The sequence below is a fragment of the Halobellus rufus genome (assembly GCF_000739575.1).
GTDB lineage: Archaea > Halobacteriota > Halobacteria > Halobacteriales > Haloferacaceae > Haloquadratum > Haloquadratum rufum.
Genome location: NZ_BBJO01000001.1, coordinates 88,507 through 110,949, shown reverse-complemented (window position 1 = coordinate 110,949; position 22,443 = coordinate 88,507). Strand labels below are relative to the sequence as shown.

The 22,443-nt window shown below is 54.8% G+C and carries 16 protein-coding genes, 1 tRNA gene and 2 pseudogenes; 7 read left to right on the top strand and 12 right to left on the bottom strand.

The window, feature by feature from the left end:
- Positions 1–488 precede the first annotated feature (488 nt).
- From ACP99_RS00540 to ACP99_RS00525, 5 genes are all read left to right on the top strand, one after another.
- The gene (locus ACP99_RS00540; protein ID WP_049984717.1) at positions 489–749 is read left to right on the top strand and encodes a hypothetical protein; all 261 of its coding nucleotides are present in this window, start codon (positions 489–491) and stop codon (positions 747–749) included.
- 364 nt (positions 750–1,113) lie between these two features.
- On the top strand, positions 1,114–3,246 hold the full coding sequence (locus tag ACP99_RS00535; RefSeq protein ID WP_049984716.1) for an HsdM family class I SAM-dependent methyltransferase: 2,133 nt from the start codon (positions 1,114–1,116) through the stop codon (positions 3,244–3,246).
- Positions 3,247–3,287: 41 nt separating this feature from the next.
- Positions 3,288–4,115 carry an IS5 family transposase gene (locus ACP99_RS00530; protein ID WP_049984715.1) on the top strand — a complete coding sequence of 276 codons (828 nt, stop codon included), beginning with the start codon at positions 3,288–3,290 and terminating at the stop codon, positions 4,113–4,115.
- 69 nt (positions 4,116–4,184) lie between these two features.
- The gene (locus tag ACP99_RS19755) at positions 4,185–4,391 is read left to right on the top strand and encodes a hypothetical protein (RefSeq protein ID WP_156105561.1); all 207 of its coding nucleotides are present in this window, start codon (positions 4,185–4,187) and stop codon (positions 4,389–4,391) included.
- A gap of 260 nt (positions 4,392–4,651) precedes the next feature.
- Positions 4,652–7,186, top strand: a complete 2,535-nt coding sequence (locus ACP99_RS00525) for a heavy metal translocating P-type ATPase (protein ID WP_049984714.1) — start codon at positions 4,652–4,654, stop codon at positions 7,184–7,186.
- Between the two features lie 292 nt (positions 7,187–7,478).
- Here ACP99_RS00525 and ACP99_RS00520 read toward each other — a convergent pair whose 3' ends face one another.
- A complete protein-coding gene (locus ACP99_RS00520) occupies positions 7,479–8,510 on the bottom strand; it encodes a hypothetical protein (protein WP_197052312.1) in 1,032 nt (343 codons plus the stop codon).
- 392 nt (positions 8,511–8,902) lie between these two features.
- Between ACP99_RS00520 and ACP99_RS00515 the strand changes: the two genes are divergently transcribed.
- Positions 8,903–9,976, top strand: coding sequence for a sodium:calcium antiporter (locus tag ACP99_RS00515; protein WP_197052317.1), 1,074 nt, complete (start codon positions 8,903–8,905; stop codon positions 9,974–9,976).
- Positions 9,977–10,079: 103 nt separating this feature from the next.
- Here ACP99_RS00515 and ACP99_RS00510 read toward each other — a convergent pair whose 3' ends face one another.
- The 11 genes and pseudogenes from ACP99_RS00510 to ACP99_RS00460 form a co-directional block, all read right to left on the bottom strand.
- Positions 10,080–10,775: a ZIP family metal transporter gene (locus ACP99_RS00510; RefSeq protein ID WP_049984749.1), complete on the bottom strand. Its 696-nt coding sequence runs from the start codon at positions 10,773–10,775 to the stop codon at positions 10,080–10,082.
- 413 nt (positions 10,776–11,188) lie between these two features.
- The gene (locus ACP99_RS00505; RefSeq protein WP_049984748.1) at positions 11,189–11,497 is read right to left on the bottom strand and encodes a hypothetical protein; all 309 of its coding nucleotides are present in this window, start codon (positions 11,495–11,497) and stop codon (positions 11,189–11,191) included.
- A 711-nt stretch (positions 11,498–12,208) separates the two neighbouring features.
- Positions 12,209–12,511 carry a hypothetical protein gene (locus tag ACP99_RS19750; protein ID WP_156105560.1) on the bottom strand — a complete coding sequence of 101 codons (303 nt, stop codon included), beginning with the start codon at positions 12,509–12,511 and terminating at the stop codon, positions 12,209–12,211.
- A 75-nt stretch (positions 12,512–12,586) separates the two neighbouring features.
- A complete protein-coding gene (locus ACP99_RS00500; RefSeq protein ID WP_156105559.1) occupies positions 12,587–14,512 on the bottom strand; it encodes an archaea-specific SMC-related protein in 1,926 nt (641 codons plus the stop codon).
- A 116-nt stretch (positions 14,513–14,628) separates the two neighbouring features.
- A complete protein-coding gene (rdfA, locus tag ACP99_RS00490) occupies positions 14,629–15,228 on the bottom strand; it encodes a rod-determining factor RdfA (RefSeq protein ID WP_049984710.1) in 600 nt (199 codons plus the stop codon).
- 305 nt (positions 15,229–15,533) lie between these two features.
- On the bottom strand, positions 15,534–15,761 hold the full coding sequence (locus tag ACP99_RS20295; protein WP_197052311.1) for a hypothetical protein: 228 nt from the start codon (positions 15,759–15,761) through the stop codon (positions 15,534–15,536).
- Positions 15,762–15,988: 227 nt separating this feature from the next.
- A pseudogene (locus tag ACP99_RS00480) lies at positions 15,989–16,623 on the bottom strand (IS6 family transposase).
- A 224-nt stretch (positions 16,624–16,847) separates the two neighbouring features.
- Positions 16,848–16,922, bottom strand: a tRNA-Glu gene (locus tag ACP99_RS00475).
- A gap of 120 nt (positions 16,923–17,042) precedes the next feature.
- Positions 17,043–18,800, bottom strand: a complete 1,758-nt coding sequence (locus tag ACP99_RS00470; protein WP_049984709.1) for a Na(+)/H(+) antiporter subunit D — start codon at positions 18,798–18,800, stop codon at positions 17,043–17,045.
- Between the two features lie 425 nt (positions 18,801–19,225).
- Positions 19,226–20,229: pseudogene (cydB, locus tag ACP99_RS21310) on the bottom strand (cytochrome d ubiquinol oxidase subunit II).
- Positions 20,222–21,646, bottom strand: a complete 1,425-nt coding sequence (locus ACP99_RS00460) for a cytochrome ubiquinol oxidase subunit I (RefSeq protein WP_049984708.1) — start codon at positions 21,644–21,646, stop codon at positions 20,222–20,224. The pseudogene cydB and the gene ACP99_RS00460 overlap by 8 nt, the downstream one beginning before the upstream one ends.
- A 187-nt stretch (positions 21,647–21,833) precedes the next feature.
- Here ACP99_RS00460 and ACP99_RS00455 point away from each other — a divergent pair, with 187 nt between their 5' ends.
- Positions 21,834–22,424 carry a plastocyanin/azurin family copper-binding protein gene (locus ACP99_RS00455; protein ID WP_049984707.1) on the top strand — a complete coding sequence of 197 codons (591 nt, stop codon included), beginning with the start codon at positions 21,834–21,836 and terminating at the stop codon, positions 22,422–22,424.
- Positions 22,425–22,443: the final 19 nt, after the last annotated feature.

The following is a 22,443-nucleotide window of genomic DNA, read 5'->3' as shown; positions in this document are numbered from 1 at the left end:
AATCGGAAAGAGATTCTTAATTCGTATGATTTGGAAACTGGGCGTCATTTCTCACTCTAGGTGTGGGAGGGGGTACGTACTTCTATGGCTTCCGATGCTGGGTGTTCTATGATTCGTCTGGGTTCGAAGAACCCTCGGCCGGTACTCGAATGTCGTCGGGTGTCGCGATGAGTTCTACGTTCTGAACAGTAAACCGAATCGAGACATCTCCCTTTGATGAGGTGAGGAGCTGTAATAGTGCATCGACGTCCACCCAATCCTGTAAATTATAGTCGCCGTCTTCGAGCCCACACCTTTCCAGTGTCTCAATAATTTCAACGAGGCGGTCACTCGTTCGGTCCGGACTGTCTGGTGGCGGGGAATGCATCGGTATGCTCTACGCTTAGGATGGCAGCGATTTAAAAGGTTGTGAGTCAACTGTAGAATCTTGACGCTTTTCTGCTTGACTTAGCGCGTTTGGGATAGCACCGGCGCAACCACAAGCGATTATGCGCTTTGATGCGGACTGGATGTCTCGAGCTGATGATCGGATTCTAGAACATCTCTCTGAGGAGGGACCTGATACCCCGAAGAAAATGGCAGATAGCGACCGCGTTCGCTTTTCTCGCCAACACATCAACGCTCGGTGCAAAACACTCGTCACCTACGGACTTCTCGTCCACTTAGGTAATGGTGTCTACGATATCACCAGTGAGGGAGAACAGTATCTCGCCGGTGAGCTTGACGCCCGGGATCTGGATCTAGAGTGATGTATCCCATTTTGTCAAAAATATGAATAAAAAGCCTAGTGTCGATACTAGGCCGTAATTTTAATTTCTAATCTAAGTAGTCAGCGGGATAGTGTCCTCTCACGTTTTTTACTTCTTTTGAGATCGTGACTGTTGTGTCTTCATCTGGAGGCTCCATCCTGCTTCGAATCACATTCTCCTATACACTCGGACACGAATAGGTCAACATACAAGTGGCTGTGTCCCGGGCAACAGGATTGCTCTCGACCAGTCAGGAAACGTATGGTTAAATCAATCGTGTCCGGGTGTATATGCATTCTCTGGGAGCCATCCGATCAGCCCACTTACTCCACATTTATAACGGTAGCCCGTATGTTTCCGCACAATGTCGACCGCCCTTGATCTCTCTGATGCAGAACAAAGCTTTATCCAGGAAATTCTCAACGAGTACGCCGCCATCTACCGCGAAATCGACTTCGAAGACCGGCCCGAACCCGACGTCGTCCCCCGAATCATCAACCATCTCTTCATTAACGTCTTAGATCACGACGAAAACGACTACGAGCAAGAAAACGACTGGAACGACATTATCTTCAAAGACGACGACGGCAACGCCGTCATCGTCGTCGAGGCTAAACGCCGCAGCGTCGACGTAAAAAACGGTATCGACCAAGGATTCGAATACGCGGGCGACCGCAACTACGTCGAATACTTTGTCTCCACAAACCTCGACAAGTTCCTCCTCTACGAAACGTGCGACCCCAACCACCCCGATGCCAAAACACACGGCGGGTATAGCGCCCGGAAACTCGCCGAAATAAACTTCGAAGGTCTCGTCAACAAAGACACCGGACGCGCCCTCACCAGCGAGGTCGATATCGAGGAATATCAAGATCTCCTTGAGCTGAACAAACTCCGGCGCGAAGAAGTCGCGAACGTCGCGAAATTCGACCAATTCGACCTTCCCGACCACCAAATCCAAAGCGTCGCCACCGACGACGGCTTCAACAACCTCCTCGACGCCCTTGAGAAAAGCATCAACGAGTACTTCATGCCGTACTCACTGAAGCGATTCGACGAGTACCAAAACCGGCATGAACAACTTAAACAGGAACGCGACCAGCTGAAAAGCGAACTCGAATCTGTCCAAAGCACTGGCGCGACAGACACTGAAGAAGAAGCAGAACTCCGCCGGCAAATCAGCGAAATCGAAGAGGAGTGGGAACCATACCGACGCTTCCATGAAGACTACGAAGTCTGGAAACAACTCTCCAACCGCGTTGGCGAAAAAGAAGCCGAAAATAAACGCATCTTCTGCCGCGAGAGCGTCTACACCCAAATCAACAAAATTCTCTTCATCCGGATTGCCGAGGACAAGGGCCTGTTGAACACGATGGTCTCAAACGGCGGTGTCACAGACTTCTTCGGCTTTTGGGAAGACTACGCGAAATACACTGGCCCAGACAAAGACTATCGCGACCTCTTTGACGCCGCCTGCGACGAGATGATGGAAATCTACGAACACCTCTACAGCGGCAGTATTTTCGACTGGGAACTCCGCGACGGCTCCGCACTCAACGACATCTTCAAACGAACGTTCTGGCACCTCAACCACTACGACTTCGCCGACGTCGACAGAGACGTCCTCGGGCACCTCTACGAACAACACTTACCGAAAGAAGAACGCCAAACTCTCGGCGAATTCTACACCCCGACCGAGGTCGTGAACTTAATCCTCGACCGACTAGACTACACCGCCGACCAACCCATCGAACACCAAACCGTCCTTGATCCTGCAACCGGCTCAGGGACATTCCTTGTCCAAGCAGCCAATCGCCTCGTCGAGCGACTCGACAACAAAGGCGTCGAGCCCAAGGAAGCACTCGAAATCGTCCAGGACCGACTACACGGCCTCGACCTAAACCCGTTCGCCGTCAACATTGCGCAGATCAATCTCGTCTTCCAAATTGTCGACCTCTACAAAGAAGTCAAAGATATAGACCCGAACTACACGATTGACAATTTCAAGATCTACCAGACGGACTCACTGAAACGCGGAGTGGACTCAAAACTCACCGGGTTCCACAGCGACACCATCCTCAGAAAATACGAACAAGAAAAACAGGAAGCTGAAACCATCAAAAACGACGAGTACGATATAGTCCTCGGCAACCCGCCCTACGTCTTTTACAATGACATTCCAAAAGGCCAACGCGAAGCCTACAACCAGGCCTTCCCAAACACCGCTCACCGCCAATACGATATCCTCATCCTGTTCATCGACAGTGTCCGTGACTGGCTCAAGCCGGGCGGGAAAGTTGGATACATCACCTCAAACAAATTCACAAACGCACAATACGCAGAAAAACTCCGGAAAAACCTCCCTCGGCACGTCTTCCTAGAAGAGTTCGTCGACTTCGCCGACGTCGAAGTATTCGAAGACGCAGTTAATTACCCGTGCGTGTTCGTAATGCGCCGCAAAACCGATGACGAGGAAGCAAACACAGGGCTCTGTTGAAATCCTCGGAGGGTTACAGGTTCGCCCGGTAGTCTGACCGGATGCAGGCCCTCCCAAAGTCGCAGTTGCTTCGGTTCGTTGAGCAGGCGTATCACTTGGCTCGGCGAGCTGTTGCCCGCTACTCGTCGAAGTTCTCGAAACGCCGGTACACACTCCACCAGCACATCGTCTTGCTCTGTCTCAAGATGCGGAAGAATACGACGTACCGGACGCTCCTTGACGAACTTATCGAGATGCCTCGCATTCGGAGCGCCCTTGATCTTGAGGAACTCCCGTCTCCTTCGACGTTATGTAAGGCGTTTAACCGGCTCGATATGGCGGTTTGGCGTGTGCTTCTCAACCTCTCGGTTACCCTCCTCCCGACCAACGGTGTCGTCGGTATCGATGCCTCTGGCTTTGACCGTAGTCACGCCTCGAAGCACTATACGAAGCGAACGAAGTTGACGATTCAGCAGTTGAAAGTAACGCTTCTCGTAGATACGAGGTCGAACGCGATTCTCGACGTACACGTGACAACGACACGAAAACACGACTCGCAAATCGCACCATCGCTCCTCAAGAGGAATACTGGTGACGTAGCGATTCTCCTCGGCGACAAGGGATACGACGACCAGAAGATTCGCGCATTAGCCCGTGAGACTGGTGTTCGTCCGCTAATTAAGCACCGCGAGTTTTCATCACTCCATAGGGCGTGGAACGCTCGACTTGACGCCGACCTCTACGGTCAGCGGAGTCAAAACGAGACCGTAAATTCTCGCCTCAAACGCAAATATGGCGCATTCGTCCGCTCACGGCGCTGGTGGAAGCAGTTCCGTGAGATTACTCTCGTCTGTTTGGTTCACAACCTCGACAAGGCCCTCGCATCATAGCGCGACTATCGGAGTGTGACTACTGCAACTCGCAGAAGGCTCATATGAAGCGGCGATAATGGCTAAACAATGACCGAAGATACGCTTGTACCGTGGAAGACACTCATCAATATGATTGGATTAGGACTGATAGCTGCGCTGGTGGCAGTTCTTCTCATTATGTTCATTCCACTTCCAAGCCTTCCGTCATGGGCTCCAATTCTACTGGGACTACTCGTCGCATTTCTGTATTATTCCTATGAGGAATTTGGAGGGGACGAAGTGACAGCGTCGTAATTCGCTGAGATACTATTTAACACGCGTTCGTGTCTATCTGATAGGATTTCAACAGAGCCAACTGTACCTACCTATGCAATAGATAGTTGACCCAACGTTATCCTAACCCGAGCCCACTAGGACCTCGAGCGACTGCACCGCTCTCTCCGAACAGCATTAATATCGATGCATCTGTACCCCCAGTAATGGCCGTTCGACTGATGTCGGTATCCACGTTCCGCGGTCGAGGCTGTACCTCTTCTCACCGGTGGTGATCAGCTATGTCTCCATCTTATTCATCACCTGCCACGTGCGCGCTCTGTGGTGGCGCTGTCCCCAATGACCGAGTCGCGGATGAAGACGGCGGCGTCTACTGTTCTACCGGGTGTCGGGACGTCCAGCGCGTCCTCGGTGACGAGGAGCATTCCAGTCGCCCGGAGACGACACACGAACCCACGGGCGCGCCCGGCGCTGACGATGACGCTGGTGAATCCGAAACAGACACCCACGGAGAGCGGGCCGAGTCACGGGTATTTCTCCAAGTAGAGGGGATGCACTGTGCGACGTGTGAAACCTATCTGGAGTCGATTGCCGAAGACTGTACGGGAGTCACTGACGCTACAGCGAGCTACGTAACCGAGACGATTCGCCTCGAGTACGATCCCACGAGCATCTCGGCGGACGCTCTCTGTGACGCGCTTAGTCCGCTGGGCTATACGGCAACGCGTCGTGACGGTGGCAGTGATGGTCCGATGACTGTCGTCGGCCAGTCGCGGCGGCAAGACGAGACGGGTGGCCGAGACATCGACGAGGTGCTCGGGTTTCGCTACGCTGCGGGCGTTATTTTCGGGACGTTCATGCTCCTGCCGTACGCGGTGCTCCTCTATCCAGCGCAGCTCTCGTCGTTCTTCGGCGATGGGACGCTGGACATGTACGCGAGTGCGTCTGGGCTCGGCGGTGGAGATGGCCTGTTGATCCTGCCGCTCTTTCTCGTCCTGACGGGTGTGGTCCTGGTGTTCACCGGCCTTCCGCTCTTACAGGGTGCGTATGTCAGTCTGAAGATGCAACAGCCGAACACGGACCTGCTCGTCGCACTCCTCGTCGTGAGTGCCTACGTATACAGCACGATCGCGTTTCTCCTCGGTCGGATCGACGTCTTCTACGACCTGACGATCGTGGTTGCCGCGAGTGTGGTCGCTGCGATCTTCTACGAATCACTGAGCAAACAGCGGGCGATGGACCGCCTGACGGACCTCACCATCTCGCGGGTTACTGACGCCCGACGATATGACGCCGATGGGACCACGACGACGGTCGACGTGAATGACCTCGAACCAGGAGAGAGCGTGCTCGTCCGTGAGGGCGAACGTATCCCGGTCGATGGAGTCCTTGCCGAGGGCGAGTGTACGGTCGACGAGGCGGTCGTGACGGGCGAATCGCTCCCGGTGCTGAAGCGAGCGGGCGACGACCTCGTCGGCGGCGCGGTCGTCACGAACGGCGCCGCTGTCCTCACGGTGAGTGACAGTGCATCCAGCAGTATCGACCGCCTCATCACGTCGGTCTGGAATCTCCAGAGTGGGGATCACGGCGTCCAGCGACAGGCCGACCGGTTGGCGTCGTTCGTCATTCCAGTCGTCGTGGGTGGGGCTGTTCTCGCCGGCGGCTGGTCACTCGTAGTGGGGGCTGGCGTCCCGCTCGCCGTCCTGACGGCGTTGTCAGTGCTCTTGGTCGGGTGTCCATGGGCACTCGGACTCGCAACGCCGCTTTCCGTCGCAACGAGTATCGAGGAAGCAGTGACCCGCGGCATCGTCGTGTTCGACGAAACCGTCTTCGAGCGCCTTCGGAACGTCGACGTCGTCGTCTTCGACAAGACAGGCACCATCACGACCGGTCGGATGGAGGTTCTTGAGGCGGATGCACCGGCAGATCTGTTGGCCGCCGTCGCAGACCTGGAGCAGCGAGCATCGCATCCGGCGGCGGACGCGGTCGTGACCGCATTCGCTCAAGAGGGGCAAGCTGGCGAGGGTCCCAGAGCCGATGGTGGGGTCGCGAATGAAGACGACCGCGAGCGAGCACGTAACATCTCCGAGTTCACGAGCCACGCGACCGGCGTCGAAGGGGTTGTTGACGACACGCGAGTTCTCGCGGGCAATCTCGATCTCTTTGCGGATCTAGAGTGGTCGGTGAGCGATGCCCTCGAAACTCGGGCGACAGCGGCCCGTGACGTCGGGCAGCTTCCGATTATCGTCGGTCGTGATGGTCGTGCGGAGGGTGTCATCGTCGTGGGCGACGAGCCACGAGCGGGCTGGGACGGCACACTCACGCAGTTGAGTGCCCGTGATATGGAGACCGTCGTCCTGACTGGCGATGACGAGGCCGCCACTGACTTCCTCGCTACTCATCCCGTAGTCGACCACGTGTTTGCAGGGGTTCCGCCGGCGGGCAAGACTGCGACGATTCGGCGGCTACAGTCCCGTGGACAGGTCGCGATGGTCGGTGATGGAACGAACGATGCTCCGGCCCTTGCGACGGCCGATCTGGGTATCTCGCTCGGCGGCGGGACCGCGCTCGCGTCCGATGCCGCGGATATTTCTATCGTCGATGACGACCTTGCGGCGGTCGAGACGACGTTCGACCTCGCAGATGCAGCACGTCGGCGTGTCAAACAGAACAACGGGCTAGCGCTGCTCTATAATGGGATCACGATCCCTCTTGCGGCGACGGGGTTGCTGAATCCAGTGTTCGCGATGGGAGCGGTCGTGGTGACTGGCGGTCTTCTCGCGGCGAATTCGTTTCGAGCCCTGCTTAACGAGTAGCGGCTCTAACCCCGCGAAGCGGCAGATACCTGCTGTGGCCGGATGAAGACGGCCTTCGTGGTTTATTCGAGAAATTCGAAGGCACGGAGGCCCGTGTGCCCGACCGCAAAGCCCGCGACGATGATGCCTCCAGAGACGACTTGGCAGAACGGCGTCAACGGGAGGAAGCCGGTTCCGAGGGTTCCGACAACGATCAGTACGGCTACTAGTCCCAAAAACACGTACTGTCGACTCTTCCCTTCCCATCTTGAGACGTTCGTTCAAACCGCGTTCTCACGGCAGATCCGGCATTTCAGTCGGCCGGGATAATGGCAGCCGATCGATCGGGCTGTCGGGCTGCTTGGACCGAGTAGAGCAGACTGCCAGTAAACAGAAGCAGGCTCCCGACGATGAATACCGCACTGAGCGGCGAGGCCGAATCGACGAATACCCAGTAGAGCGGGGCAGCAATCGATGGCCCGGCAGCGAGCACCGCGATCTTCGCGACGAGTGGCCCGCAGCACCCACAGGTACACGTCCCGACGATTGCAGCACTCCCGGCGGTCCCTTCGGTCATACCGGCTCGTTCCTCGACGCGCCAGTGACGGGCGATGAGAGCGGCGTTCAACCCGATGAGAGCGCTCAGCATCCCGACGACGATGACCTGGCCAGGTGACAGGGCCAGGAAGAACGGGATGTGTACGAACGGGAGATGCGGAATCGCGATTTCGAGGGTGGGCCACGATACCAGCTGATAGATTGCGGGCAGAACGACGACCGTCACCTCCTCGGGGAAGCCTTCTTCGGGGAAAAACGAGAGGTAGCCCGTCACGGTAACAAAAAAGAGCGCTAATACGACACTGACGCCGATGCCGAAGCGACGTGCAACTGGATCACGCATGACTGCGCGAATGACACCCCCTGCGTCCTTCCAGATGACATAGCCGATCAGAATTGGCGTGCCGAGGACGATAGCGTACCCAAGTGGATGTGTATCCCTTGCCAATTCTGGGAGAAGGTAGGGGTACGAGATCCACAATCCCATGAGGATGCCGAGGAACGTGTACCGTGGGCGGGATGGCCAGCGCAGCCACCCAATGACGAAGCTCGCGACCATGATGCCCAAGCCACTCAGCAGGGCCAGTGGCTGATACCACGCTCGGGGGAACGGCATCGAACTCGCAGTGTACGTCGGATCCGGGGAGAGCCCCTCGAAGAGAACGGCTCCAAGCGCAGTGATAGCTATCCCGACGAATACGCCGTACAGAGCGGTTGTCGGCGTGATACGATCTGTCCGTTTGAGAAGGATAAACCCGCCGAGGATGGCGGCACCGACCAGTGCCAAGATGAGTCCGTGTCCTTGCGAGAGTCCACCGCTTCCGGTTGTACCGTGGGCGGATGCGACGGGAATCTGAGTGAGCGTAACAATCGCTGCGAGAAGTATAGAGAGTGGCCGAACAGACCCTCCGATTTGAGGGGTCTGTCCACGGGAGGAACCCTCCCGTGGTTGAGGCTCTTCCGGTGACATTATTCGGTCTTGGACAGGGAGCCACTTCTACCTGACTGATTCGAGAGAGCCACTCGGAGAGATATGCGTCACCCCATAGACGACGGTGTGCCACTTCTGTGGAGCCCCATGAGAAACATACGCCACCGGATGCTATACCGTCGTCACGTTCTACCACTAGTCCGACCCACCTACTATGGATCCCCGGCACGTATCTCCGTTCGACAGGTATGGTCCAGCTGAGTCCGTGGCTGTGGGCGGTCATTCTGGTCGTCGGGGTCTTCGCTGCTCACTGGGGTGCCGAACAACTTTCGCATCCAATTAAGAAGCTCCGCCGACAGTTGGGATTGACCGCGGTCGCAGGTGGTGCCCTCGTCGGGATCGCTGCCGCCGGCTCCGAAATCGGCATCAACGTCACGAGTGCCTATCGCGGTGTCTCCGACATCGGGCTGGGAATGATGCTCGGGTCGAACATCGTCTCCATTCCACTCATCGTGACAATCGCCTACGTCGCCTCGCGGAAGCGAGACCTCGGCGGCGGAACGGAGGGGCAAGATACGCGTCGCGACGGTGGGCAGGGGAGCACGTCGTCTGGCGGCCAAACAGCGACGCACGGTCGCCACCGCCAGGAGAATCTCCTTCGGATTCAGAAGGAGGCCGTTACCGTCCTGATACTGCCGTATCTCGGCATCCTTGGTCTGGTCGCCGTCCTCACGCTGCCGGAATCCGGGCGGGGACTCCAGCCCATCGATGGGTGGATTATGGGGGCAGCCTACCTCGCATATCTGGGCCAGGCGTTCTTCAGGGGTCGCTCCGAGTCGGAGGACGTGCAGTGGGCCAAGAAAGAACTCGGCCTTGCCGGTGCCGGGCTGGTCGTCCTTGCGTCGGGAGCGTACGGTATCGTTCTCTCGACGGAGAACATCGTGGCTGCCCTCGGGATTTCGAGGCTCGTGGGCGGGTTATTCGTGACGGCGATCGTAACAGCGATCCCCGAGATGTTCGCGACGTGGAGCGTCGTCAGAAGCGGTCAGGTCACCGCCGGAACGACGAGCGTTATCGGTGACAACGCTGTCACGATGACCGTAGCGTTCGTGCCGCTCGCACTCGTCACGGTTCCGATCGAGGATTTTCAACTCTATTGGGTGAATCTGCTATTCGTGGCGCTGATGCCGGCCGTGTACGCGGGACTGACCCACTGGGGAGCGGCTGAACACGGGTTCACGCGATTGCAAGTCCTGCTGTTCGACGGTCTCTACGTTGTGTATGTTGGTGTAATGGCCTTCAGTGTACTCAACATACTCTGAATGGGTACCTTTCATGTATGGGGAGTATCGAAGACAAGTAGAGCGGGAAAACGCATCTCTGAAATAGAATTTCGTAAATGTCTGAAGAAAGTGAAGGTCGAAACTACCCCAAATAGATAGAGATGAACGTAAACAGGGCGAATCCTCCCACGAGTGCGACGGCAGCCAGCCGGGCCTCACCTTCCTTGTGTGCTTCGGGAATGATCTCCTCGACGGCAACCGTGAGCAGGATTCCGGCTGTAAAGGCGAGCAGCCCGAACTTGACGATCGCAGGTTGACCACGGACGAGCCAGTATCCGACCGTGACACCGAGAAAGATTGGAAGTGCGAACGAGAGGGACAACAGGAGTCGTGTTCGGCGCGGAACGCCCTTCGATTTGAAGGTGGCAATCGTGGCGAAGCCCTCGGGAATGTCGGCAGGAACCTGACCGAGTGCGAGGAGGAGTCCAAGACCTAGCGAAATCGTCGACCCGGCTCCGATCATCACGCCGTCGCTAAAGAGATCGACGGCGACGCCGGCGAAAATACCCCAAGCACCTGACTCTGTACGTCCCCCGCCGGTTCGAGCGGCGATGAAGTCTGTGAGACTGTCGAGACCGATCGAGAAGAATCCTCCCGCGAGGAAAACGACGAGCACGAACCACGGCGGGTCAGCTTCGAGCGTCGTCGGAAGCAACTCGATACCGACGACAGCGAGGATAATGCCCGCCGCAACGTGGAGTGCTAAGCTGAGTGTATCGCCGGAGATCTCGAACCGTTCGGCGACGAGCCCACCGGAGATGTTCCCAATGGCCGGCATCGAACTCAATAGGAGTGCTGTCAGATAGCTGGTGGCCACGCTATCGACCCATCTCTACTTCGGTTTAGACTTGGAAAGGCCTTACTCCTGCTGTTGAGGAGATGCAAGTAGTATCCAGTCCCGTAGAGCGAAAAATTGCCCTCACTCCGTGAGGGGCATCTCCCAGACAATGAATCGGCTGATCATTTGTATTAGATAGGCAAAACCTTAGATATATTCCTTCAAACTATATGTTCTTTCACTACTCTTGTCTCGGAAAACAGTCTACCCAGAATTGGGTAAATCATTGATCTCGTCCACTAGAGCTTGACGGGATCTACGAATCTACGACCAATCTGACTATTCCGTTCTTAACTCACGGGACGTACAACCTGCCTAGGCTGGCGACAAATGGCTCATAGCTTGGATTTTTCTCAGCCTTCCTTCAGTTCTGCCGTGTCATCCAACTCCATTGCTTCCAACTTCTCGATAATCTCATCAATAACATCTACATGGGCGTTGACGAATTTATGTGTTTTATCGGTCGTCACTGCGCCCTCCTGAGACGGTTCGATGATTGACTCCTCCTCGAGTACACGAAGGGAATATCGAACTTTGTGATGAGGATATCCAGTATGCTGAGATAACTTCACAATCCCAATCGGTTCGTGTTGGATGACAAGCTGGAGAATCTGAAAATGACGGGTGAGCATATCGATCTCTTTTTCCACTCGGTCAATCACACAAACCACCTGGTATCTCACTTAGAGCCTGGAAATACGAAGATGAATCCATCACTACATCTTTGACAAACATATTTATTACCGCTTCATTATCAGGTCGACTGTGGCATTCTTTTATTTGTTCATGAGTATCACTGACCATGGGCCACTCAGTATCGGTATTCAGTTCTTCACGATGAACGTGTTTGGGGAATTCCTACATTCTGGGAATCCACTATAGAGTTTAACACGTGATTTGATCTGATGCCACTAGACTATACCTTGGGACGGTCCACAAATGATTTGGAGTCATCGTGGAATTTTGAGCAATGGACGATCTCCTGTTATTGCCCCGCTTGACGTACCGACAGGACCGTTTACTCACGGTTTCTAGGAGAAAATCTCAAAATGATCATCGATAGAAAAGCCTCCCACGTCGTTCTTCATTTTGCACCGGATAGTCGGTAACAAGCGAATAGAGTCCGGCCACTATGAAGAGTATGAACACGAGGTGAGCAAATAGGATGGCTGTTGACCAATGGCTACCTTTCGGCCAATAAACTATAAAGAGTAGTCTGCTGACAATAGTTGTGCCAGTTCCGATAGCAACGAGCCCTAAGAAGCGGCGGTGAATTACGACGAAATCATTCGAGTAGAGTAGAAAGGCGATTCCTGCAATCACTCCAACCCCGAGGATGCCTTTATAAAGTTCTATAAGCCCTAGAATCATCGTCACTCATCACCCACAGGATTCTTCATCCGCGGATGGAGCTGAATGAGACGGAACACCCCAACAGCGAGACCTGTAACAGTAAGCGATTCAAGAACGTCTACGACGAGCGGATGGGTCGGCAATAGAAACACAAGACCGTGTGCAACCGTAAAAACAATTGTGACGACAATAAGGGGGTGTAGCATCCGGCGGTAACTCGTATGTCGAAGTCGGATATACGCCATTAGAGATAATCCTACTGCCACTACTCCTACGATCCCGGAGACTACCAAGGCGATCGTGGTTAACTGGGTTGGACTCATAAGTAGAGGGTTGATCTGTCGGTACATATCTGTGGTGGAGATAGGCGGCCGAAATTCCTCATTCTGTTCCACTCGCTATAATCTGCTACGAGCTGATGGTATCCGACGATAGTCGGGTATACGTGTTGTTGAGGCCCTGGGCGTCCTCTTCAAGCAATGCACGACGAGATAGGATGCGAACTCAGCGATGTACTCGATGAGTCGAGCGATACGATCAGCGTCGATAGCTTCTAAGGAGTCCAGCAGCATCACGGGGACCGTTTCATACACTTCGTGGACGAGATAGCCCGCGAGTGCGACCACCAGCCCGATTACTTCGCGTTCGCTTTCACTTAAATGGTCGACCGTATCTTCGTACATCGTCCCGTTCTCAGTCGACCGCACCACGTGGAGCTCGAATACTCCCTCAGGTTCATCATTCGGTACTTTCCGCTCGATCCAAACCCGCTCGATGTTTTGATACTCCAACAAGGACAGCACCTCGGCCATATGTTCATTAAACGACTCGACCGCGTCACGTTCGAGGTCCTCTATGCGCGTCCGTAGCGATTCGAGTTCCTCCTGGAGCTGCGCTTTCTGCGCTTCGAGCTGTTCTCGCTCATCTGCCAGTGACTCCATGCCCCGGATTTCGTCTTCGACGTCGTTTAGTTCCTGTTCGATCTGTCCCCGTTCGTATTCAAGCTCGGAGAGCCGCTCATACTGCTCTACCAACTCATTCTCGCGGAACTCCTCGGTCTCTTTGACCTCCTCCTCTAGATCACGAATCGTCTCTCGGAGATCAGTAGCTTTCTTCTCGAGGTCGTTGATTCGCTGTTCTCGACGCTGTCTCTGCCGTTCGATCTCGTCAAGTCGCTCTTCGCATTCACGTCGTCGGCGTTCAGTTGACTGGAGCCGGTTGAGTTGCTCACGAAGCTCAGCGATTTCATCCTGTACTTCCTGTCGCTCGGTCCGCTTCTCCTCAATGACGGTTCGGAGTTCCTCCAGCTGGCTATCGATAGCTCGACGTTCTACGTGATTCCCGCAGGTCCAGCATTTGATCGTGGCCGACATCGGGTCGAGTTCGTCGGTGACGGTCTGTTCGTCGAGATTCTTATCGACAAGCTCATCGGATGAGTTGAGAAGCTCATCGTTGAACTCGACGATTGCAGAAAGGTCGTTGATTGAATCCTGAAGCTCGCGCTCACGGTCCTGGAGTTGATTGAGTTCTCGCTCAAGGTCCTCCCAGTCCGTGTCCTGGTCTTTCAAGTCGTCGAGTTCGTCAGAGACCTCCTCGCGTTCGTCGTGGAGGGCCTCCAGGGTCGATTGCTGTGTTTCGATCTCGTCACGCGTCTGTCGGAGTGTCTGGCGACGCGACTCCAGCTCGCTCAGGAGATCCTCGGCGGCGCCCGCTTCGTCGGCGTCGATGTCGTGGTCGGCTACTCGCTCGCGAAGAGAGTTCAGTTCCTCTGTGGTGGCTTCAAGTTCATTTTCGAGAGTCGTCCGTCGTGTTTCCAACTCAGGTAAGTGGTTGCGTTTGCGTTCGATTTCTTCGAGTCGGGCAGTGATTTGCGCACGCTCACGTTCAAACTCTCGAATGCGTTCCTGAATGGACACGGTATCGACTGGACGCATAAGGACATCACGGAGATCGTCTCCCCGCTCAACAGCTCGTCGTGCTGGATTATCCTCGAGAAGACATGCGAACAGATCGACGAGCTCTGAATCATCGGTATATGGCTCACCCTCAGTGATAACCGAGCCGTCCGATCCTCGCTGGTAGTGGCGCGTGTAGGTTTCACCGTCGAACTCCAGTCGGACGTGCCCTTCGTCGGTATCGCTTTTCAGCGTGGCAGCTGAACCGCCAAGCGCACCGGCAATTGCAGTCAATAGCGAGGTGCGATTCGTTGCGTTCTGCCCGGTACATACCGTAACACCTGGGTTAAATTCGATTTCACACGTGTCGATTCCACCGATATTTTGGACGACCATCGTTGCAGGCTTCGGGTTCGTGTGTTGCGGCATAGGTTCTGAGTAAGTCAATTATCCAGGGTTGGTTACTTAGTCGCAACGGGGTACTAGTCGTGAATCGAGATCAGAATACGAATACCTGCCTCAGTTGGTAGCTTCGATTATGTGTGTCAGCTACTGTTTGCGTTGGTGTCATTCGTTGATCCGTCGCGATCACAACCTCCCTGCTTGAGAAATTCTCTGAGATGGAACGTTTTCCCGGTCTTTTCGCACGTGACCCTAATCGACTGGGTGACGTCGACGTTACTGGCATCGATAAGTCCCGCATTATGAAGCCTGTTGAGTGTGTTTTCGATCACCGAAAGATTGCGTGACTGCGCCCACGCGACAGTATCCTCGGCGTCGTCAAGCGTGATCTGAGCCCGTCGTTTTGTGTCCACATCCAAGCAATTCTGCAGGTGGCGTTTTACGGTCTGATGAGATACGAAGTCATCTTCAACGTTACTTACGGGAGGACCAGCCTGATCGAGCTGTGAACGAATCTCTGCCCGACGTCCGGACCCGATGTCGTCTCCCTGGAGGATTTGATAGATACTTTCAGTATCTCCGATAAGAGCCACTTCCGATTTGAGCAAGGACCGTTCGAGAACCCGTTTATTGATGAATTTCTCAAGGTCACGAAGGCTGGCACCACCGCGATGCCGGCGGCGAAGCTCCTCGTTTAAATCAGGGAGATCGTGTTTCTCGATGATCCGCTCAACCTTGCACATAGCCGCGTAACGGATTTGACGAGCGGAAGGTGGATATTTTCATCGGTTTTCGTAACTTGCCCGAGGTGATTCTAACGTTCGCCTCCACCCATAGACGCACAACCCGCCGGTTGAGGTGTCGTGGCAGAATTAGGAGTCAGGCGAGAGCAAGCTGATCTTCATTGGAATCGTCGACGTACTTGAGTTGTGCTCGGAGCGGCCTATGATTCTCGGACAGTCAGGCGATTCTGTCTCTTATCTACGGGCGTACAATGCCAAGCAGTTCGGCGGCGCGTATCTCTCGATAACGGGATGCTCAGAGAGCGTCACTCCTCACCCAAAAACACGAGAAGGTGAATATGTTTGAGAAACCAAGACGGCAGTATTGCCCCGATTGCAACGCCGAGCAGTATATTATCCGAGGCAATCCACACCACCTGAGCGAGACCGATTCCAAGCACTAGCACACTATTGTATGCGATTCCATTGACCGCTACGTCGACTGTTGTCGCAGGGCGAGGCCAGTCAACGAGGCCGTAGTTGATGTTCGACATTCGACCCGAGGCCACTGCAGCAAGGAATCCGAGCAGACCACACGAGAGCCAACCGAGCAGTCTCAGTGGGAATGAGAACAATACAACCCCCAGTACGAGGATGACAGTGGTTGGGCTAGTGATAGTAGCGAGTTCCGTGACGGTACTTCGTTCTAATCTGGATTTCCAGCGAGTAAGCGGATTACTGGCCTTGCTCATGTCTGGTGATGTGAGGAGGGGGGCATTGTTCAGATTAGCTGATTCCGCACGAAGGTGTGGGTTTGAAGCCAAGATTCCCCAGCGGATGCGGAGACGTGGCGAAAATAATTTCTAACTGGTTGGTTCGCCGTTTTAGTTCTTTGAAGACACGTTCAACCGGATTGCGGTCGCCGTGTGTTTCGTGCTCGAAGCGGAGGCCGTGGCGGTCGAGTGCGGCGTGAAGCCACGGCGCTCCGTCGACGAGAAACACGGCGTCGTCGAGAGTGTGTTTCGCACGCAGTTCCGCGAGAAACTGTTCGGTCAACGCCATTCTTCGGGCTGGAAACAGTCGCACGTGGAGGAATTTGTTGGTATCGGAATTGACGGCGGCGTACAGCCAGAAGCGCTGATCGTTGAGTTGGATCACGGATTCGTCGATCGCGACGTGATCCAGCTTCTTCCCATCGATTGGCTGTAAATTGGCTTTCTGCACCCAGTTGTGGATGGTCGAGCGCACCAGTTCGATATCGGAATCCTCTAAAATAGATACAGTATCCGAAATTGACGATTTAGCGGAGTGAAGCTGGATACTGAGCTTCATCAGCGGCTTCGGTGTCACTTCTCGCTCCACAAATCCCAAGTCGATCCAGTTAGTATCTCCGTCGACGCGGTCGATTTCTGGCATAGAGTACTATCAAATCGAACCGCCTCGGCCTTCATCCTTATCTGAACACTGCCGAGGAGGGGAGACTGACAAGGGATAGCCGCAGATAGTACGACCACCGGACTACCCGTCTGGAGTTTCGCCAGAGACGTGCCCCATGTTGTGAATGACGACTGGGATTCGGAGACACCGGCATCGTATTCGTGGTTTGTCTGATCAGAGGCGATTGTAGGTAGAAACGTAGATGCTCCGTCGAGGATTTGAACCTCGGTCCTCGGCGTGAGATGCCGAGATGATTGGCCGAGCTACACCAACGGAGCACTTGGAAGCTCATCCGTGGAATTGATAATACTGTCGACTGTAACTCCAGAAGCTGTTCGCCGCTATGGGTGCCAAGCTCATCTATGCACGCATTGAGAATCGTAATACCTTATCCAACGTTAACTGAATAGCAATACAAACAACATAAGTGCAAGGACTAATACAATAGTGGCAATTGATTGGCCAATACCTGCTCTAAAAGTACCTGGTGTTACATCTTTGTCCAGAGGCTTAGCAGTGTCTGATTGTTTCACAAAGGCTGTGATACGTCTGACTCCTAACTCGGGATTAGTAAGGAGCCATCGAGTCCCTGTGGTGAGACGCACCATAAATTGATCGATGCGAGCAAATGAGTTGGTGACTCCATGTACTATTGCTTTGGTCCCAAAGAAAACGGCGGGATTGTAAATATCGTCGAAATCTGGAATGCGGCCAATTCGCTTGAGTGGCCGACGTAAGATAGCAAATCCAAGAATACCTGCTATCGCAAGCTCAAGACCCTCACTGATATGACCCAAGGTGAATGTTTCATAATGAATCTCTGACCCAAAGGGGATGATACTGAACAATCCACTGGGGTACACTCCGAAGATCACACACAGGCCTGCTACAATCGCCATCGCAACTTTCTGTCCTCGGGTTGCGTCGTAGATCTCCCCGTCGTAGTCGCCGTGGAAAAACACATAATAGCCCAGTTTGATAAACGATAGGAACGTTCCTACGCCGCCCAGTATCAATAACCACCAGAGAGTCTCCATCTCCTCGTACTCGGCGGCTGATAGAACCATCCCTTTGCTGACGAACCCGTTAAAGCCTGGGAATCCTGCGATTGAAAGTGCCGCGATAGAAAAGGCTACCGTCGTTACTGGTAACTTTCTCGCGAGCCCGCCGACGCGTTTCAGACTTTCTTCGCCAGTTCGATAAATTACGACGCCGACGGTCATAAACAAGAGGCTCTTGTAGAGGATGTGATTGAAGACGTGACCGAATGCACCAGCGGTGGCGAGTGTTGTTCCAATTCCAACCCCTGCTATCATGTACCCGACCTGTGATTGAATATGATAGGAGAGAAGCCGTCGCATATCACTCTGCATCAGAGCCATAAATGCCCCGAAGACGGCCATTCCGCCACCCATATAGGCAACTGCGAGCTGTCCGTCCGGAAAAATTCGATACATCACATAGACTCCCGTTTTCGTCGTATAAACACAGAGAAAAACGCTCGCAGCGATGTGGGGCTTAGGATATGTGTCAGGGAGCCACGTGTGGAGGCCAATAAATCCGACCATAGTGCCGACACCCACGACAGCCAGCACTTGAGGGACAGTACCGACGATGCCATCAGCCGCAGTAAACAAAAACGAATTAACAGTTGCGTATTGCCAAGCGATCGCTGCCAATAACAGGCTCCCACCAATTCCATGCCAGAGTGCATACCGGAAGCCCGCTCGAACCGCCCGGCCGCCGTAATACCAGACAAGTAGCGTACTTCCGACCGACATTAACTCCACAAAGAAAACAAGCGTCAACCAATCACCTGCGAACACGGCCCCAATGCTAGTTCCAACGTAACTGAGGGCAAATGCTGTCTGAACGGTATCGGCATCACTCGCATATGAATAGATAATGCCGATTGAGCCAATGAATGCGAAGATACCGCCCATCAATCGAGTGAATGAGTCGACGTACAGGAAAATGGTCGAAAAGCCGAATAAACTTCCAGATATAAGTGCACCCTCTGGGAGGAGCCATACGTACGGTACAACGACAGCAGTCGCGACCAGACCGAGAGCATGACTAGTCCGACGGGAGAATAATGGCGAAAGAATCGCAACAAGCAATACAGGCACGAACGGTGGTATTAGTGATAATATCATTAGATAGAACAGTCTCGATTAGCTGGTAGCGACTCGTTTACTCCACTGGAGGCGATGGTGTGCATCTTCGCGGAACAGGAATTGGCCAAGCTCAACATTGTCTTATTTTTCACTTGTATATAACGTGGCGTTCAATCAATTCATTTACGTTGTAAAAAAGAACCCCGACCGAAACAAGCGTCGTGACGAGATAGGCGATTAGACTGAGCGGCCCACCAACTGCTGTCCCAAGGATTCCACCTGTGAGGCCGACGATTGTGAGTTCAATCCATGTTACGATGATCCGAGACAATAGTTGCGGTTCGGGAGAGGAACGCGTTGCAGTCATCGCACTTGGTCTCGGTTGAACGCAGTCCAAGTATTGTAGCCCCTGGACACTATGTTGTTCCTCCATACACTGGTCGTTCGTTGGATCTGAAATCGTTTCATTGGTATGTTTCCTCCATATCGATTGGTCCGCTGAACGCGGAATAGAGCACGACAAAGTACACGAGCACGATTGGGAGCAGCACGCTCGCCATTATCGACATAAGATTGAGCGGAAGCGTGGAGATGATCGCCTCTCGGATAGTGAGTCCTGCGGTCCGATCGACGAAGGGGAACAGAAGGGTTGCGACGAGCCCTACGAGTCCGAAGACGAGTGCGGCTGTCGCCACGAACGCGGCGTAATACCGACGTCTACGGAGCGCGACGACGTAGATTCCCGTCAGGGTAGCAGTGAGCATCACAAGTGCGACGATGAGGGGTGACCGGAACGAGGAGCGCAGCCCTGGTTCGGTCACATATATCGCCCCCAGAGTGATGACCGCTCCACCAAGATAACCCACGGCGGCTCGGACACCGTACTTCCGCATCTCATCTCGCAGCCTGCCGCGGGTTTTCAGTCCGAGGAACGCCGCCCCGTCGACGATCGTGAGAGCAAGGACTGTGACACCGCCTAAGACCCTACGGGGGTGATGAGGCCAGTCGCCCCGATCAGCCAGTTCATCACGAACAGCCCCAGCAGAAACGGCGTCACGGTACTCCCGATGACGAACGAGTGGCCCCAGAGGGTCCGCCAACGGTCATCTTCGCGCTCTTCGTACATTTCAGGGGCGAGCCCCCGGAGACCGAGTGCGGCTAGAATCGCGAACATCAACAGATAGTACCGGCTGAAGAGATTCGCGTAAACGGACGGAAACGCCGCGAACAACGCCCCACCGAAGACGACGAGCCAGACCTCGTTCCCGTCCCAGAACGGCCCGACAGCCGCTAACAGCTGTTCTTTCTCGTGGTCGTCGTCACGGGTCGCAAACAGGACGCCCACGCCGAAGTCGAAGCCGTCGAGAAAGAGAAACATCCCGAAGATGAAAAACAGCAGCGCGAACCAGAGCTCGGCGAGCGGCAGTCCGAACAGTGGCTTCGTGGCCAGCGATCCGACGCTAGTCACCGGACGTCACCTCTGACTCTGGGACGCGGGCACCATCACTCTGCGTGAGTTCGTCCTTCGATGGCGGCCCTGCCCGGATAATACGACCGACGACGTAGGTGTAGAGGCCCAGTAACAGGATGTACCCGGTAACGAATCCGAGGAGTGTGAACGTAGCTTTTGCGCCTGTGAGGTTTGGAGAGACGCTGGCACTCGTCTTCATCACTCCCTGAATGACCCACGGTTGTCGCCCGACCTCGGTGACGATCCAGCCGACCTCCACGGCGACGAATCCCAGGAGAGACGACGCCATCAACGCCTTATGCAACAGGTCATCCTCGAAGAGTTCCCCACGCCACCATCGATAGGCACCCCAAACGGCCAGCAGAATGAACCAGAAGCCGAGCGCCACCATAATCCGGAACGCCCAGAAGACGATCGCGACAGGTGGGGCTTTCGTCGAGAAGGATTCGAGGCCGCGTATCGTAGCCTGTGGGTTTCCACCGCTCGCGAGCCAGGATGCGCCACCCGGGATGCCGATGCCAAAGAGATCTTTTGTACGGGGGTTCAGCAGGTCATTAACGTCCGTGGGGAACGCGACGATATACTCGGGGACGTAGGAGTCAGTTTCCCAAACGGCTTCCATCGCGGCGAATTTCTGTGGTTGGGTTTCGGAGACGTGGCGGGCATACTCATCACCCTGAATCACTTGCAGTGGCGCCGTGATGAGCAGGACGACGAGCGTGATTTTGAGCGTCTTCTCCCAAACATCGATGTGTTCAATCGGGTAGCCCCAGACGTGATGGCGGAACACGTAGTAGGCGGCAACGCCGGCCATGAAGAGCGCGACCGACTCGACGGCCGCGTTCTGCATATGGATGAACATATAGGGGAACCTCGGATTGAGATAGGCTGCGAGCGGGTCGGTAAGCTTCACAATTCGCTGGCCGTTCTCCACGACGATTTCGAACCCACGCGGCGTCTGCATCCAGGAGTTCGCGATGAGGATCCAGACGGCCGAGAGCCACGTGCCGAGCCCGACAGCGATACTCGACAGGAAGTACAGCCGGTCAGACACCCGGTCTCGTCCGAAGACGAAGATCCCGAGGAACGTCGCTTCGAGCATGAACGCCATCATCCCTTCGAGGGCGAGTGGTCCCCCGAACAGCTCCCCAGCTGTTGTCGAGAACGTGGCGAAGTTCGTTCCGAATTCGAACTCGAGGACGAGTCCGGTCACCGTTCCAACGACGAAGCTGACCGCAAAGATGCGGGTCCAGAACCGACGGAGCTGTTCGTATACTGGTTGTTTGGTGCGGATCTCCTTCCATGTGAAATAGATGAGAAACGGGGCGAGACCCATACTCATCACTGGGAAGATGATGTGGACGATCGTAGTGAGTGCAAACTGGAGACGGCTCGCAAGAACGGGATCAACCACCGGTCTCACCTCGACAGATGTCGTTATTGGTCTGAACGATGATTCGCAGATCGGATAAAAAATGGACCCCTGTCGGATAGAATGCCATCACTCCGACTTTGCGACTTTGGTACGTCAAATGAAGGCGGTGTCCTATGTATTGGGAATCCGCCCTCGACCCTTATACCGGGGGGTTTGATAAGTGGGTATGGAGCGTCGACAAGTCCTCAAGTCAGCCGGAATTCTCGCAACAGGTGGCGTGACCAGTCTCGCGGGATGTAGTAGTTCAGGAAACGGAGATAGTGGTGGCGGTGAACCGAACACAACCGACACAGAGGAGACGACTGGCGGTTCGGGAGAGGAAACAACTGAGGGCTCAGGGGCCTCGAATACGGTTATGATGGTCACTGAAGGGAGCGAGTATTATTTCGATCCGATCGGTCTGTTCATTGAATCCGGGGAAACTGTGACATTCGAAATTCAGAGTGGGAGCCACTCGGCAACCGCATATAAAGAAGGAACGAGTTCAGCCTCGGTAAATCGGATTCCCGAGGGAGCAGAAACGTTCAATAGCGAAATTCTTAGCGAACAGGGCGCGACCTACGAACACACGTTTGAGACCACGGGCACGTACGATTACTTCTGTATTCCACACAAGACCCTGGGGATGGTTGGTCGGATCGTCGTCGGCGAACCCGGCGGTCCCGCCGAGGGGAGTATGCCGCCGGACGGAGACGTTCCCGAAAGCCAGACCATCGTCGATCAAGGTAGCGTCTCCTACAGCTCGTTCTCCGGGTAGACGAGTCGTCGCGGGCGCA